Here is a 15,252-nt window from a genome sequence, read left to right as displayed (position 1 = left end):
ACAGGGGCTAAGATGGCACGGGTACCTCGCCCTTTCTGGCGCCAAATTACTATCACCCTCTTGATCGGCTTGGGAGTGGCACTGATTGGGATAAGTCGGCCTGCTTTCTCGGCTTTTAGCCAGGGAAATCTTACGCCAACGGTGAAGATTTGTCACCTGTGTGATGATGAAATCCCAGGCGTGACATCGTCTCCAGCTTTCACACCGTCTCCCCAGGGCCAGGCTCGCGTGCGATTGGTGATGTTTTGGATGAATGGCTGCCCGCACTGTCATGAGGTATTGGAAAAAATCCTTCCACCGTTGCAGCAGCGTTACGGCAATGCCTTGGACATCCGTCTAATTGAAATTGCGACCGTGGAAGATGTCAATTACTTTTATCATGTCGCTGAATATTATGGTATCCCCCGCGAACAGGCGGGGGTGCCTTTTCTCATCGTGGGAAATCGGGTGCTAAAAGGATCCGGTGATATCGCTGTTGAGTTGCCCCCATTGATTGAAGAGCTATTGGCTCAGGGGGGAAATGATTGGCCTGTATTACCCGCGTCTCCCTCCTATGCCATAACGCCTGAAATAACGCCCACAAAATCTTCTCCTATCCCAACCCCTATTGAAAATTTGGAGTTTACGGGCTTTGGCTTCCTTTACGCCGTGATTGCGTTTCTCATTGCGAGCATCCTGTATACGGTGGTGAGCGTGATCAAAGTGGTCTTGGTCCGACCGAATAGTGTACCATCCGAGCCAGTAGAACGACCCACGGTCGCGATCTTGCTTCTGGCCTTAATTGGGCTAGGAATTGCGGTTTATTTGAGTGTGGTTGAAATTAGTGGAAGAGCAGCCTGGTGTGGACCCATTGGGGATTGCAATGCCGTTCAGAGCAGTGCCTACGCACGTCTTGGGGGAGTAGTACCGATCGCGCTTATAGGGGTGATAGGCTACGCCATGCTACTGGTCTTATGGGGGTGGGGGCGCTATGGACGCAGTCGCCTTGTCGTTCTTGCGACCTTGGGCATCATGGGTCTGGCCCTTGTAGGTACGGCGGTGTCATTATATTTGGCTTACCTGGAAGTCATGGTGATTCGCGCCATGTGCGGTTGGTGTACAGCTTCGGCTCTGACGATGGGCCTTATTCTTTGGCTGAGCGTGCCTGGGGCACAGCGGGCGTGGAAATACCTTCTTGCCCCCAACTTGTCATAATGCTTAACTTATGATAAGATAATTTTTGCACAGTAGCGACATCCTCAGGCAGGAATTCCTCAATTATGAGGGTTTCCTGTTATTTAACTCTGAAAGACTGGGTTTTCACGAGACTCCCAACTCACACAGGACATAGAAACCGAAAGGGAAGGTGCCATGCATAACACATTCCTGACCCGCGAGGGCTATAAGAAACTCCAGGAGGAACTTGAATACCTACGCACCCAGCGTCGCCAAGAGATCGCCCAACGCTTGCATGAGGCGATGGAAGGCGGTGAATTGATTGAAAACGCTGAATATGAAGCGGCAAAGAACGAACAGGCGTTTGTTGAGGGACGGATCAAAGAACTCGAGATTCTGCTGGCCACGGCTCGCATTGTGGAAGAGGTTCCAGCCGCCGATACGGTTCAAATTGGGTCGCGGGTGACCGTGCAGGAAGAAGGGAGTGATACCCCCGAGGAATATATCATCGTCGGTGCCGCCGAGGCCGATCCAACAGTGGGCAAGATATCCAATGAATCACCGCTGGGGAAGGCCTTGCTTAATAAGAAGGCGGGCGACATCGTACAGGTGGATGCGCCGGCGGGTTCGCTGACTTTCCGAATCCTCAAGGTGGAATGAAGCATGGGGTAGCCAGAGCGCCCCGCCCGTAGCGCAAAAAAAAGAAGGGCGGGGCTTTTTTATGAGCAAATTCTTTTGGTTTGAGGGTTGACGATGGAATTATCTGAACTAGAAAAAATACGTTTGAAAAAAGTCTTTGAACTGCGCGCGAATGGGATTGAGCCCTATCCAACGCGTGCCAATCCCACCCATTCATCACAGGAGGCCATTGCGGCCTTCGAGGCGGCGGAGAAGCAAGCCGATCCGGCGCCAGTGGAAGTGACACTGGCCGGGCGTCTGCGTGCTATCCGTCCCATGGGCAAGGTGGTTTTTGCCCACATTGAAGATGGCGCGGGGCGAATCCAGCTCTTCTTTCGCGTCAATGAACTGGGCGAGGAAAAGATCCGGCATTTCACCGATTATTATGATTTGGGGGATTTTATCGAAGCCAGTGGGGTGATGTTCCGTACCCGCACCGGTGAGGTCACGCTCCACGTACACCATTTTCGAATGCTGGCAAAGGCCATCTCACCTTTGCCGGCAGCGAAGGACGAAGTTGTGGATGGTCAGGTCATCCGCCATGCCACATTGAGCGATCCCGAATTGCGTTACCGTCAACGCTACGCTGATTTGGCGGTCAACCCTGATGTGCGGGAAATTTTCCGCAAACGCGCGGCTATTGTGCGCGCCTTACGCGAGTTTCTGGATCAGCGCGGTTTTCTGGAGGTCGAGACCCCGATTTTACAACCCATCTACGGTGGAGCGGCGGCGCGTCCTTTTGTGACCTACCACAATCAACTTAAACAGCAACTGTATCTGCGCATCTCGTTTGAACTCTACCTCAAACGTTTGCTAGTCGGGGGGTACGAACGGGTGTATGAGATTGGGCGTGACTTTCGCAACGAAGGGGTTTCCTTCAAACACAACCCTGAATTCACACAACTCGAATTTTACATGGCTTATGCCGACTACCTCAAGGTGATGACCCTCGCCGAGGAGATGCTGGCTTATGTGTGCGATCGTGTTCTTGGCACACGTCAGGTGACCTTCAACGGTCATGTGATTGATTTCAATCCCCCCTGGCGGCGCATCTCGCTCCGTGAGGCGTTGATCGAAGCGGTGGGGATTGACATTGCTCAACACCCCACGACCGAGAGCCTGGCTGATGCCATGCGCCAGAAGGGTTTGGCCGTGAAACCCAACGCACCTCGCGGCAAGTTGATCGAGGGTATGTTGGGTGATTTCGTCGAGCCCAATCTGATTCAACCCACCTTTGTATATGACTACCCGCGTGATATTTCGCCCTTGGCCAAGAACAAACCCGATGATCCCAATACGGTTGAGCGGTTTGAGGGGTATGTGGGGGGCATGGAACTTTGCAATGCCTTTACGGAATTAAATGACCCGTTGGAACAGGAAAAGCGCTTCCTCGAAATGGGCCGCACCTACGAAGCCGAGGATGAAGATCGCCATCCCATGGATGAAGATTATCTGCGGGCAATGGCCTACGGCATGCCCCCGAATGGGGGATTTGGGATGGGGATTGATCGCCTGGTCATGCTTTTGACCGACCGGCGCTCGATTCGCGAGGTGATTCTCTTCCCCCACCTGCGTGAGCGCGAGGAAGAATGAGAACATGTTTGAAGGTGGGGTGGCGTGTTATTGCCACCCCACCCAATCTTAAAAAATGTCAAAGTGCTTGACATAGAACATTCGTTCCTCTATAATAGGGCTAAATAAAGTAGAACAGGCGATCAATATTTGCGCCCAAGGAGGAAGGGCCATGGTCAGACCCAGAAACGGGCTCAGCGAACGGCATAAGCGCATTTTGCAATTTATCGTGGAATATCAGCGCCAAAATGGTTTTTCACCCTCCATTCGAGAAATCGGCGATGCCATAGGCGTGGATTCCACCTCGCTGGTCAATTATTATCTCAACCAACTCGAAACGCTGAAATTCATCCAACGCGAAAGGTCTATTTCGCGCGGAATTCGCGTGTTACGGACCTTACCCGGGGAAGGGGATGGCCGGCGAACGCTCTCCTTACCATCGTGGCGGGATGATTTTCTGGCCTTTCCGCTCATTGGGCGCATTGCAGCCGGTTCACCTTTACCAGCCGTACCCCAGGATATCACCGAAGATTATGAAATGGTTCACGTCGCCACCACCGATTTTCCGGCCCGGGTGCCACGCGAAAACGTTTATGCGTTGGAAGTTCAGGGCGATTCCATGATTGATGCTCTGATCTATGACCGTGATATTGTCTTGATTGAATATGCCCAGGATGCCAATAAAGGCGATATGGTGGCGGTGTGGTTTGACGATACCAACGAAACGACGTTGAAATACTATGAACCCGAATATGACCGTTACGGTCGGTTACGCAGTATCACCCTGCGCCCGGCCAATCCGACTATGCAGCCGATCAAAGTCGAAAATCGCCCCATTCGCATTCAGGGCAAAGTGGTGATGGTGATTCGCAAATATCGCCAGTGAACCCCAACTTAAAGTTCAGGCGGTGGGGGGTCATCGCGATCATCTCGGCGGCGTAGAATAACACTCAACGTGCCTCCGATCACAATGAGCACCAGGATGGCGCTTCCCAAGATAATGCCGTTCGTTTGGGTAGCATTTTCTAATAATTCCGCCGGCAGAGGGGTGGCGATAGGTTCGCCCTGATCTTCCGTGATTACCACTGGTGTTGGGGTCGCCACAAGTGTGGGGGTAAGGGTAATGGTCAGGGAAGAGGATGATTGAGGGCTTTTCCAAGCCTGCGCCCCAATGAGAAAGGCGAGGATGAGGAGGATATAACTGCCAAAACGCAGATGGGGATATAAGGAACGCAAAGTTTGACGGTTCATCATCCGGTTTTAGGGTCGGCGAAGTTGTTCCACGGCAGCGCTGGCCGCGGAGAGGGGGTCAGTTTGTTGTTTGAGCACTTGTTGGGTGGCAAAGGAAAGCACCGGGCGTAGGCTATCCAAGACCGGATTGGGGGGTAAAATGTGCGCGCTTAGAATAATCTGGCTGAGTGCATCGCGCAGATTGGCATCGTTCCAGGCGTTGAGGACACTTAACCGCGTGGGCAGGTAGCCTGCGGCCTGGGTCCAGGTTGCCAGAAACTCTGAAGTGCTCAAATAAGCCGCCAGGCGGGTGCTGAGAACACGCCGTTGGGGATCAGGATCGGAAATTGCCCATACCCAGCCGTTGGCGAGGGTATAGGCGTTGCCGTTGAGGGCGGGGATGGGATGGATGACCGCATCGGTAGGCAAATCGGTGAGGTAATTGGAACTCCAGGTTAATGCTCCGTCAGCGCGGCGTTCGAGAAACGTCTGCCAGACCTGACCATCGCTTTGCAGGGTCGTCACCCAGTTAGGAAATACCCCACGTCGTCCACCTTCTGCGTACAACGTAAAAACTTCGACCAGGGCTTCCTGCTCCAAAGTGGGTAAGCCTTGGCCGTTTTGTACCTTCCCCCCGGCGCCGAGATAAAGCACCAGGGTGGTCAGGGCGTCGTTGCCAGCAAAGGCAATAGCACGTCCGCGAACAAGCAGATCTTCCCATGAGGTGGGTGGAGAGCCCAGCGCTGCAGGGCGGTACACCAGAGCATAAGCGTCACCGGCAAAGGGTAATCCAAAAAGGCGCTCCTGGATGGTGCCAAGACTGCGGGCGTAACCCAACCAATCCTGATCTAACCCTTGGGGAAAGGCATCATCAAGGGGGTAGATTAATCCTTTCAACGCGGCATTTTCTAGGTCAGCGCGGCTGAGAGCCACGACGCCGGGCACGGCGGCGGGGGCAGCGGCGGAGGCAGCGGCTAGCGAATCCAGCAATCCGCCCGGCCCGCTACTGGTTTTCACACGCACTTTGACGATCACGCCTGGGTTTTCGCTCATAAATTGAAGCAGGCGCTGTTGCAGCAGTTGCGCTGCAGGTGTTTCGTTGGCAGGATCAAATTGAGGTGGAAGCCACAGCGTGATGACCGCCGGGGCAGTGGCTGCTGGCGTAGCGGTTGGGTTGGGTGCCTCAGTGTGAGTTGGTGCTACGGGTGGTGATGGGGTAGGACTGGCACCGGACGGATTAAGAAACGCCCAAGGAAGCTCTTGGCAGGCAGCCAGTACCCACCCCATCATGCCGATGATCAACCAGGACAGCCAGCGCCGCATTGCGCACCCAACCTCTATGTATTGCCTGAAAAGGTTCAACTCAAGGAAATTGGGTTGGAAAGCAAGGCAACTAACAATGCTACCGCGTTTTGGACATCGTCGTAATCCACCATCTCGGAGGGAGAGTGAATATAGCGGCAGGGGATAGAGAGACAGCCTGAGGGCACGCCGGCGCGTACCAATTGAATCGCGCGAGCGTCGGTACTGCCGCCGTCGAGCACCTCTAATTGGTAGGGGATATTCCCTTTCTCGGCAGTTTCGACCATCCACCGCACAATGCGTGGGTCAGCCAACATACCACTATCGCGCACCTTAATCGCCGGCCCTTTGCCCAGGGCAACTGCCATTTTGATCCCCTTGGGAGTATCACCAGTGAGGGTGACATCTACCGAGAGGCCCAGTTCGGGGTCAATGCCGAACGCGGCGGGGGTGACGCCGCGCGTCCCCACCTCTTCCTGGGTGGTGAAAACCAAGTAAATCTCGTTGGGGGTATCACCTAGGCGGCGCAAGGTCTCGATTTGAATAGCGCAGGCAATGCGATCATCCATGGATTTAGCGACCAGACGCTTGCCCAAATCGAGGAAGGGGCGCTCAAAAGCCGCTACATCGCCAACTTTTACCGGGCAATCGGCTTTGGACGTGGCGCCAACGTCAATAAAGAGTTTATCAAAACTGTGAACCCGATCCATGCTTTCGAGTTTTTCACCCCCGATGACACCTCGCACACCGTTGATGAATTGGACTCGCCCCCCTAAACAGGTGTGTGGGCGCACTCCCCCTATCGTCGTGAAGCGGACGAAGCCATCTTCTTCGATGTGGGTGACGATGATACCGATTTCATCCATATGGGCGGCGGTCATAATGCGTAACCCGCCTTCACGTTTTTGCCCTTTGCGCACAATCAGGTTGCCCAAGGCATCAACGCGAATCTCATCGGCATAGGGTGCGATTTCTTCTTTAATCAGGTCACGCACGGATTGTTCGTATCCGGAAGGGCCAACGGCTTCAACTAATTTGCGAATCAGTTCTTTCATGGTAACTCCTTGGAGGGCAGGAATTATGAGCGCTCCGGCGCTAACACGTCCGGGGTAAGCGCCTGCAGTGCATGAAGCATCAAGTTGATGGTGTGTGCCCAATCGTCCAGGCGGGCGATGGCGACGGCACTATGGGCGTGGCGAATGGGCACCGAAATCGAGGCACTGGGAATGCCACTGCGCTGGCGGTGAATGGCGCCGGCGTCGGTTCCGCCACCCCCCGGCTGGCGAATCTGATATGGGATTTGATGGGTAGCGGCGATTTGCAACAAAAACCGCACCAGCCGTGGATCCGAAAGGGTGGCACCATCGGCCACATAAATGGCTGGGCCATAACCCAGACGGGCATTATAGGCGGTGTTTTCACTACCATCCCAAGTAGGAAGATCGTTGGCCGGGGTGGCATCCAGAGCAAAGGCCAGGTCGGGGTTTAGGGAATAAGCCGCAACCCGCGCGCCGCGCAGACCGATCTCTTCCTGCACGGTGAACGCCGCCTGAAATTCAAGATGATCCGGGGCTCGTTCTAATAAAGCGATTAGGGTGGCGACTCCCAGACGATCATCCAGGGCTTTACCCATGATGCTTGGCCCCACAACCTTAAAAGGCGTGGCGAATACGGCGCGGTCACCGGGTTTGGCTTTCTTACTGCCTTCTGGCCCCAAGTCAATGCGCAGACTTTCGGCGGCAATGGCGGACTTGCGTTCCTCGGGTGTGGTCAGGTGAATCGGGCGCGCGCCGATCACGCCCGGCAAGCGATCTTTGCCTACCCAGACGGGTTTGCCGGGGAGTTGACGTGGGTCAATGCCGCCGACGATCTCGAACTTGTAAAGCCCGCCTTCTTCTTCGTCCACAATCATCAGCCCAACTTCGTCCATATGGGCCGCCAGCATCACCCGCAATGCCGGTTCGCTGTGGGCTTTTTTGATCGCCAGGACGTTCCCTAAGGCATCTACTTTTACCTCGTCGGCCAGGGGTTGGACCGCTTCGAGAACAATTTTGCGTACCTCACCCTCATCACCTGATACACTGCAAGCATTGGAGAGACGTTCCAGCAAATCGAGGGGTAAGTTTTGGGGGTCCATAGGTCATTCTTCCCAGGTAATTTTGGTCATAAAGTCGGCTTCCAGGGCCGTGATAAATTCTGCCAGCAGGTGCCCGGTGCGCTGAATATCTTTGAGTGAGACCATCTCCACCGGGGTATGCATATAGCGCAAGGGGATGCTGATCACCATGGTAGGAATGCCCTCGGCGACCACCTGCATGGCAATGGCATCGGTACCCGAATGACGTGGCATGACCTCAACCGCATGGGGAAGGTCAAGGCGTTCGGCAAGGTTCTTGAAGGCTTTGAACAATGCCGGGTGAATATTTGGCCCCCATCCCAGCACCGGGCCTTTACCTAACCCAAAGGCACGGTAATCATGATTGACGCCGGGCCCGCGGGCATGCGTCACATCTACGGCAATGGCGATATCAGGACGCAAGTTAAAGGGCGAAGTCCAGCCGCCGCCCAACGTTTCTTCTTCTTGGACCGTTGCTACAGCCCAGACATCCCAAAGATGGCGGCGGTGTTGAAGTTCTTCCAGGCAGAAAGTGAGCGCGGCGACCGAGGCACGGTTATCCAAACTATGGCCGACCAGTGTTTCTCCGCTTAGTTCGAGTGGGGGCTGGGCAAAGGACACCAGATCGCCCACCCGTACCAGAGCATTAACCTCTTCGGGGGGCAAACCGGTATCTACAAAAAGGTAATCCATCTCAATAGCGCTTTTCTCACCCAGGTGGGGTGGAAGCAACCGTGGCGAGGGTTGTAGGATCACGCCAGGTAGGTCACGCCGACCGTGCACGATCACGGGTTGACCGGGTAGAATGCGCGCATCTACGCCCCCGACCTCGGTGATGCGCAGGAACCCATCTACAATTTGGCTGACCATCAGACCGATGGCGTCCATGTGTGCGGCGATGAGCAAGCGGGGGCGGGGTTCTGCGCCTTGTCCGCGGCGGAGGGCATGCAGGCTACCCAATGGGCTGACGCTGATGTCGTCCACCAATGGGCGCCAGGCGTCAGCAATGGCTTCCCGTACCGGGGTTTCATGGCCCGACAGGCCGGGGAGCGAGATCAAACGCTTAAGAAAGTCCTTGGTGTTTTCCATAGGCCTCTACATGGGGATGAAATGGTTAAGGGGATGAAGGTGTATCTGATGGCGTCAGTGTTGGCGGTGGCACAGGGGTTTCCGTCGGTTCAAAGGTGGGTGAAGGCGATAAAGTAGCGGTGGGGGTAGGCGTGGGTGTTTCGGTGCGCGCAGGTGGGGTGAAAGGGGTGAACGTCTGGGTGGGGGTCCAGGTTAATGTAGGGGTTTCGGTATAGGTTGGGGTGAACGTTGAACTGGGTGCGGGAGTGGTTGGGAAAAGCGTGCTCGGTGGTGTGAGGGTGAGGATTTCAATGGTCAACGTGGTAGTGGGAGTAGGGTTGCTTTGGGTGAGGCGTGTGCCAACCTGAAGGATAACAAAGCCAAGGCAATAGCAAGGGAGCGTCGCGAGAATGATGATGACCAGGATGGAGCGGATGCGCTTACGTCGTTCGAGGGATGAAGCCATCGAAGGTGCCTCCAGCGTTTTTCATCATATCACGGGGTGGAACGGATGACAAGATTGACCACGCGGTTGAGAATCTTCACCTCCAAGCAAGCAGGCTGTGTTATACTTTTTTAGGTTTCCAAAGATGATCTAAGGAAGGGTTGATTTTTGGCGGAGGAAGTGGAAAGGATGAAAACATTACTGCTGATGCGTCATGCCAAATCCAGTTTCAAAGATGGCAGCATGCCCGATTTCGAACGCCCCTTGAGCAAACGCGGGGAGAAAGACGCCCCACGGATGGGCAAATTGTTGCGCGAAAGAGACCTGGTGCCAGACTTAATTATCGCGTCCTCAGCGGTGCGGGCAAAGGCAACTGCCGAACTGGTGGCCGAAAAAAGCGGCTATAAAGGCGAGATTCTATATGTGGAAGATCTCTACCTGGGTGAGCCGGCGGCTTATCTGGAGGCCCTACGCAACTTGGACGATGAGGTTGAAACCGTGCTCATCATTGGGCACAATCCGGGACTGGAAACATTGCTCCAGATTCTGACCGATAAGGTGGAATCTCTTTCCACCGCGGCAATTGCTCACCTGGAAGTCCCCCTGCGCACCTGGAAGGCTTTAGATACGGCGATCATTGCGACTTTGAAACATCTCTGGCGCCCGCGTGATCTTTAGATCTGCTCCCGGCGTCGCCTAATTTGGATGACATGAATTGAGCGATTGGGGGTGTGATAATAACGCAAGACCTGCTGCGCCGGGTCAGTCTCGTATGTTCCATCGGATAGGTTCACCTCAAAACCGTCGGGATATTGATACGTAGGCACGAAAATCTCAGTTGGGGCGTCCAAGCCCGGTTCGTGGCGGAAAACGTAGCGGAATTTTCCACGCCGATAATCGAACTCCAAACTCAGCGGTTCTCCAGCGGTCTTCATCGGATAGGGACGAATCACTGCCTCTAAGGCGCGTCCTCCTGAATAAAGGTTGGAGGGATCCTGTTGCTGGTCGCGGCTGAAAATCGAAAGGTCTTCATCGTTCCACAAGTCGCCGTGGGCATTTGTGTTATCGGGGGTGTAATTCCAAAGGGTGTAACTTAGCAGGTTATCCTCCATGGCGCGGAGGGTGCGGTCCATCGCCCGGGCGTGGATCTTGAAATTGCTATCACGGTAAGCGCGTTTGTGATCCAGATCAAACGGAATACCGCACTCGCCGATGATCACCGGTACATTCCCCAGGTAATCCCGAGCATGGCGCTTAAATTCTGCCAGTTGGTCGGCGAAGTTACGGCGGATGAACGGCCAGAACACTACCTTACCACGCCCCCGGGTATCGTACGCCAGCCAGGGCAGGTACCGCTTGAGATATAGTGTCAGTCCGTCATACCAGTGGGGCGCATAGACCAGTCCTTGCGGTCGGTCGTGATCCCAGCGCGGTGGCAGTTGATTAACCTCGGGTTCCATGAAGATCAACGCCTCAGGGTGTACGGTGCGCACGGTCTGGACGAAGCGCCGGAAAAACGGAAGCAGACAATCCGTTCCAAAATCCACCCGTTTTCCGTTGGCTTGGGTGAAGTAATCCGGACGTAAGAGACGGGGGATGCCATCGGCACCCACGTCCCACACGCCGTGCTGACGCCAAAGGCATGAATGGTCATCGCGCCAGGCCCGCACCCCCTGGGGGTCAATGGTGATGCGGCGTACCACTCGGCTGCCTAAAAGGCCGGTTTCAAAGACATCCACGGTTTGAGCCAAACCTTCTCCTAAAGCCATGGCCTGGAAGGGGGTGGGGGTAACTCCCTGGTGTAGCAGACCGTTATGCCGGCCCAAATCTGGCCAGCCGATGTAACCCGGCAAAGGCTCATTTATGATGTCGTAACCGATCACATTTGGCAGGTGCGCCAGGCGCTGTGCCAAGCGTTGCGCCGCGGCCAGGTAATGTCGCTGGAGGTAGTCCTGGATATTTTCACCTTCTACAGTGCATTGAGGGGCAAAGAGCCGTCCGCCAAAGAAAAGGGTGAACATAGTCGCGGCGGCCAGTTTGGTGGCGTTCGTCGGCCAGATCATGCGGGGAAAAGGATCACCGTACGTGGCGTGTACGATGGCTGCCGCGGTTGTGGCAAAGTGATGCATGTCTAACCCGGCCACTTCAAGCGTCCACCCAGGTGCGCCATCCCCCCCGCTAAAACGGCTCCAGACATCCTGGTGAAAATCCACAATAACCTGCATGTCGTAAGCCAGCGCCTTTTCCAGCACCGCGGCAACATAATCGAGATAAGCGTCATCATAAAGGCCGGGACCGGCGTGCTCGATGGCTTCCCAGGTGACTAAAAAACGGAGGCAGGTTAGTCCCCAGGCACGCAGGCGTTCAAAGTGTTCCTCGGCTTCTTCTAGTGGAAAGGGACGCCCCACAAAAGAGACGTTGCGGTGCTCGAAGAACCCTTCGCGGCGATAGGTGGCGCCTTCCGGTATGCGGGGTACTTTACTACTCCCGCTCAGGTTAACGCCGCGCAGCATGACGGTGCGGCCGTACTCATCTTTTAACCAGGGTTCGGCAATTGAAATGCGCATTAGATACCCCTCAAATCTTCCAGGGTCTCGCTGATCCACACTTGTAGTGGATAAATTATTTTACTCGGGTGGGCGTGGGGCGCGTTTGCCCACTGTGGCGCCGTAAACGACAAACGCAGTGTTCCCATCCAGGTTGAGTGCCGGGTTAAGCGCGTCATCGTCAAAAGCGCCGATGGCGCAGACACCACACCCCAATCCTTCAGCGGCCAGGTAGAGGTTCTGACACACATGCCCAGCATCTAAGAAGAGATAGCGCAGGCCGCGCGCGCCGTAACGCCAGGTCATGCGTTCGGCCACGGCCACCCAGAAGAAGGTCACGGCAGAAGTGAGAATATGGTCTTGCTCATAGCATGCACGGTATAAGCGCTGGGCGATCTCAGGCTCTGTTTCATAAGGGAGCAGGGCATGGCGCAATGCCAGGTAGCGATAGATACCTTTACCCAACCCCGTGACCCGGTTAACGAGAAGCAATGTTTCAAACGCATGGCGCGCTCCAGCGGAGGGAACGGTACGCAGGGTGGCTGGACGCTTGGTCACCTGCCGCACTCCTTGAGTAGCCCAAAGCAGCACAGCGAGTTCCTCCAAGGTGAGAGGTTGCTCAGCATAGTGCCGCAAGGTGCGCCGCTGGGCCATGATTTGCCACAAATCGGCAGCCGGTAGATTCAGATCATTTATGGAGGGTAGAGGAATTAATGTAGCCTGAGGGTCGTAGGGCCATTCCAGGGGTGGCTGAGGTAGCCCTTGGTGTTGAGCGGTTTCACCCACGGCTTGGGTCAGACGCAAGGCAGTGAGTACGGCTTCGGGAATCATGAGGCGCTCCTTTCGGTTAGGGGTTTGAGCATGTGAAGATAATACGGATGGGGTTTTCGGGTGGGTAAGGGGGTAAAGCCAAGGTGTTCGTAGAGTCGGCGTGCTGTGAGGTTGTCTGTTGCCACGATTAGGGACAGTTGGCTTAGATGAGCCGCTTGAGCCAGGGTTTCTGCAAATGCGATTAAAGCCGTGGCAATTCCCTGGCGACGGTAGGCCTCATGAGTCGCCAGATGGGCAATATAAAACGACCCCCGCGGGGCTTCGGACCGCAAACTGAAGCCGCTTTGGACGAGCAGTCGCAGCCCGGTACGGACAAATTGCCACCCTTCGCGAAATGAATAGGCACGAAACATCGGTCGGCGCAGTCCCAGGCTCAGGCGAAGCAACTCATGGGCCGGGAAGGCTACCAGCAACCCGGCACGCTGACCGGTAACCTCGGCGATATAACTGACGGTGTAACTCATGCGGTGGGCGGGGGAGATAAAGAAACTACGCAGAACACGGATGAGTCGTTCCTCATTGCCTAAACCGAAGAGTTCTCTCCCGAAGGCGCCCAAGGTGCTGGCGAGCAGGGGCGCTGCAAAATCGGCATCTTCGGGTTCAGCCGGGCGGATAACAAGACCAGGGGGGATCATGGGGCCGGGAGTTCGTGTTTGTGGAACACACGCTGATAAAGCCACTGAACCAGAAAACGGCTCTCGGGGGTGCGTAACAGCCAAAGCCCCAGGCCGTAGATGCCGAGGCCGAGGCCCAGGGCGATGAAAAGAAGCAGGGCGGTATGCACTTGCTGGCTCCCCAGGTACATCCAGAGCATCACCCCCACCGCCATAGCCAAGGTAGCCAGGCTGCTGCGTCCTAGCGCATCCCACAGGGGGCGTAAGGGCAAACCGCGCAGTCGGCGGTGCATGAAGTAGAACAGCCCGAGCATTTCCAAGAACGTGGCCAGGGAGTTAGCCAAGGCCAGCCCTCCATGAGGCATCCAACCCATTTGACGGAACCAGGATGCAAAAAGTAAACTCAACCCAATATTTAGGGACATCGCGATCACCCCCACGCTGACCGGGGTACGGGTATCGTGGAGGGCGTAGAAGGCACGGCTGAGCACCTCAACCACGCTATGCCCCACCAGCCCAACGGCATACCAGAGCAGTGCCCAGGTCACCATTGCCGTGGAGCGTTCATCAAAGGCGCCGCCCTGGTAGAGCAGGGAAACCAGGGGCTGGCGAAGGAGGATCAACCCCAGGCTGGCCGGAAGGGCAAGCAGCAAAACACCGCGCAGGGTAGAGATAAGCGAAGCACGCATTTCATCGAACTCGCCTCGCGCTACCTGGGCTGAGAGAATGGGCAGGGACGCAATGCCGGCGGACTGGGCAATCGCCATTTGGGGCACGAGCATCAGGCTGAACGCCAGTGCAATGGCCGAGACGCTACCTTCGGGGAGACTGAGGGCAATGATGGTATTGACGACAAAATTAAGTTGCACGATCGCAACCCCAAAGATGCGCGGTCCCATCAGGCGCAGAACTTCGCGCACTGCCGGTAAATGCCGCCCCAGGGTGGGGATGAAGCGCCCATGCAGGCGTCCTAAGGTGGGCAATTGCACGCCAAGGTGTAAACAAGCGCCCAGCACAGCCCCCCACGCCAGGCGATCAATGCCCCAGGAAGAAGGAAAAACCAGCACGCCCAGGATCATCCCCAGCGAATACATCGCCGGTGCAATGGCGGGCACCCAAAAGCGGCGATGTGCGTTCAGGATGCCCATGACCAGACCGCTGATGCCAAAAATGGGGACGGTGAGTAAAAGGATACGTAAGAGGTGGGTGGTAAGGGCCTCTTGGCCCGGATCTTGACCCGGGGCCAGCAGGAATAGCCCATGCCGAACGACCTGAGGGGCAAAGAGAGCCACGAGCAGACTGATCAACCCCAGGATCAGGATGAGCCAGTTGAAGATAGCCGAAGCCAGGCGCCACGCCTGATCACGGTCGTCTTGGGTAAGCAATGCCGTAAACGTGGGGATGAAGGCTGATCCCAAAGCGCCGCCAGCCATCAGGTTGAAAAGCATCTCAGCGATGCGGTTGGCTGCGTTGAACGAATCCAGTGCGGCGCTGGTGCCGAACGTGCGATAAATGAGGATGCCCCGCACCAGCCCCATCAAGTTGCTGAGCAGAAATGCCACCATGATGGTTGTTGCGGCGCGGGCAATATGTCGGTTGGCTTGATTGATGCGGGGCACATCCTGAGTGTGCATCAGTGCCGATGATAACATAATTTAGAGGTCGAGTAAGAACCTGACCGCAGGCGAGGTTGAG

At 55.8% G+C, this 15,252-nt stretch carries 15 protein-coding genes; 5 read left to right on the top strand and 10 right to left on the bottom strand.

Going from position 1 to position 15,252, the window contains the following annotated elements; all coding sequences use genetic code 11:
- Positions 1 to 12 precede the first annotated feature (12 nt).
- From QYE77_RS07000 to lexA, 4 genes are all read left to right on the top strand, one after another.
- Complete coding sequence (locus tag QYE77_RS07000) at positions 13 to 1,194, top strand: vitamin K epoxide reductase family protein (RefSeq protein WP_315624659.1); 1,182 nt, start codon at positions 13 to 15, stop codon at positions 1,192 to 1,194.
- Between the two features lie 156 nt (positions 1,195 to 1,350).
- Positions 1,351 to 1,815 carry a transcription elongation factor GreA gene (gene greA, locus QYE77_RS06995; protein WP_315624658.1) on the top strand — a complete coding sequence of 155 codons (465 nt, stop codon included), beginning with the start codon at positions 1,351 to 1,353 and terminating at the stop codon, positions 1,813 to 1,815.
- Positions 1,816 to 1,908: 93 nt separating this feature from the next.
- A complete protein-coding gene (gene lysS, locus QYE77_RS06990; protein ID WP_315624657.1) occupies positions 1,909 to 3,426 on the top strand; it encodes a lysine--tRNA ligase in 1,518 nt (505 codons plus the stop codon).
- A gap of 151 nt (positions 3,427 to 3,577) precedes the next feature.
- Positions 3,578 to 4,291 carry a transcriptional repressor LexA gene (gene lexA, locus QYE77_RS06985; protein ID WP_315624656.1) on the top strand — a complete coding sequence of 238 codons (714 nt, stop codon included), beginning with the start codon at positions 3,578 to 3,580 and terminating at the stop codon, positions 4,289 to 4,291.
- 8 nt (positions 4,292 to 4,299) lie between these two features.
- Here the strand turns inward: lexA and QYE77_RS06980 are convergent, their stop codons facing one another.
- From QYE77_RS06980 to QYE77_RS06955, 6 genes are read right to left on the bottom strand one after another with little or no spacing between them, the layout of a single operon-like run.
- Positions 4,300 to 4,656: a hypothetical protein gene (locus QYE77_RS06980; protein WP_315624655.1), complete on the bottom strand. Its 357-nt coding sequence runs from the start codon at positions 4,654 to 4,656 to the stop codon at positions 4,300 to 4,302.
- Positions 4,657 to 4,665: 9 nt separating this feature from the next.
- Complete coding sequence (locus QYE77_RS06975; RefSeq protein ID WP_315624654.1) at positions 4,666 to 5,958, bottom strand: extracellular solute-binding protein; 1,293 nt, start codon at positions 5,956 to 5,958, stop codon at positions 4,666 to 4,668.
- A 35-nt stretch (positions 5,959 to 5,993) separates the two neighbouring features.
- Positions 5,994 to 6,992 (bottom strand): M42 family metallopeptidase, encoded by a 999-nt coding sequence (locus QYE77_RS06970; RefSeq protein ID WP_315624653.1) that lies wholly within the window; start codon positions 6,990 to 6,992, stop codon positions 5,994 to 5,996.
- A 23-nt stretch (positions 6,993 to 7,015) separates the two neighbouring features.
- Positions 7,016 to 8,074, bottom strand: coding sequence for a M42 family metallopeptidase (locus tag QYE77_RS06965; protein ID WP_315624652.1), 1,059 nt, complete (start codon positions 8,072 to 8,074; stop codon positions 7,016 to 7,018).
- Positions 8,075 to 8,077: 3 nt separating this feature from the next.
- Positions 8,078 to 9,142, bottom strand: coding sequence for a M20/M25/M40 family metallo-hydrolase (locus QYE77_RS06960; protein WP_315624651.1), 1,065 nt, complete (start codon positions 9,140 to 9,142; stop codon positions 8,078 to 8,080).
- A 25-nt stretch (positions 9,143 to 9,167) separates the two neighbouring features.
- Complete coding sequence (locus QYE77_RS06955) at positions 9,168 to 9,587, bottom strand: hypothetical protein (protein ID WP_315624650.1); 420 nt, start codon at positions 9,585 to 9,587, stop codon at positions 9,168 to 9,170.
- 168 nt (positions 9,588 to 9,755) lie between these two features.
- On the opposite strand from QYE77_RS06955, the gene QYE77_RS06950 reads away from it, so the two are divergent.
- Complete coding sequence (locus tag QYE77_RS06950; protein WP_315624649.1) at positions 9,756 to 10,244, top strand: SixA phosphatase family protein; 489 nt, start codon at positions 9,756 to 9,758, stop codon at positions 10,242 to 10,244.
- Here the strand turns inward: QYE77_RS06950 and QYE77_RS06945 are convergent.
- Genes QYE77_RS06945 through murJ form a run of 4 tightly spaced genes read right to left on the bottom strand, consistent with a single transcriptional unit; the run spans position 10,241 to position 15,209 of the window.
- Positions 10,241 to 12,133, bottom strand: coding sequence for a cellulase family glycosylhydrolase (locus QYE77_RS06945; protein WP_315624648.1), 1,893 nt, complete (start codon positions 12,131 to 12,133; stop codon positions 10,241 to 10,243). The two genes, QYE77_RS06950 and QYE77_RS06945, sit on opposite strands and share 4 nt — an antisense overlap.
- A gap of 60 nt (positions 12,134 to 12,193) precedes the next feature.
- Positions 12,194 to 12,943 carry a SagB/ThcOx family dehydrogenase gene (locus QYE77_RS06940; RefSeq protein WP_315624647.1) on the bottom strand — a complete coding sequence of 250 codons (750 nt, stop codon included), beginning with the start codon at positions 12,941 to 12,943 and terminating at the stop codon, positions 12,194 to 12,196.
- Complete coding sequence (locus QYE77_RS06935) at positions 12,940 to 13,578, bottom strand: GNAT family N-acetyltransferase (protein ID WP_315624646.1); 639 nt, start codon at positions 13,576 to 13,578, stop codon at positions 12,940 to 12,942. Before QYE77_RS06935 ends, QYE77_RS06940 begins: the two co-directional genes overlap by 4 nt.
- Positions 13,575 to 15,209, bottom strand: coding sequence for a murein biosynthesis integral membrane protein MurJ (gene murJ / locus QYE77_RS06930; RefSeq protein ID WP_315624645.1), 1,635 nt, complete (start codon positions 15,207 to 15,209; stop codon positions 13,575 to 13,577). Before murJ ends, QYE77_RS06935 begins: the two co-directional genes overlap by 4 nt.
- Between the last annotated feature and the right edge of the window lie 43 nt (positions 15,210 to 15,252).

Origin of the sequence: Thermanaerothrix solaris (assembly GCF_032334255.1) — a bacterium.
GTDB lineage: Bacteria > Chloroflexota > Anaerolineae > Anaerolineales > Anaerolineaceae > Thermanaerothrix > Thermanaerothrix solaris.
Note: the sequence above shows the minus strand (reverse complement) of the source record. Positions and strands in the feature narration are given on the sequence as shown.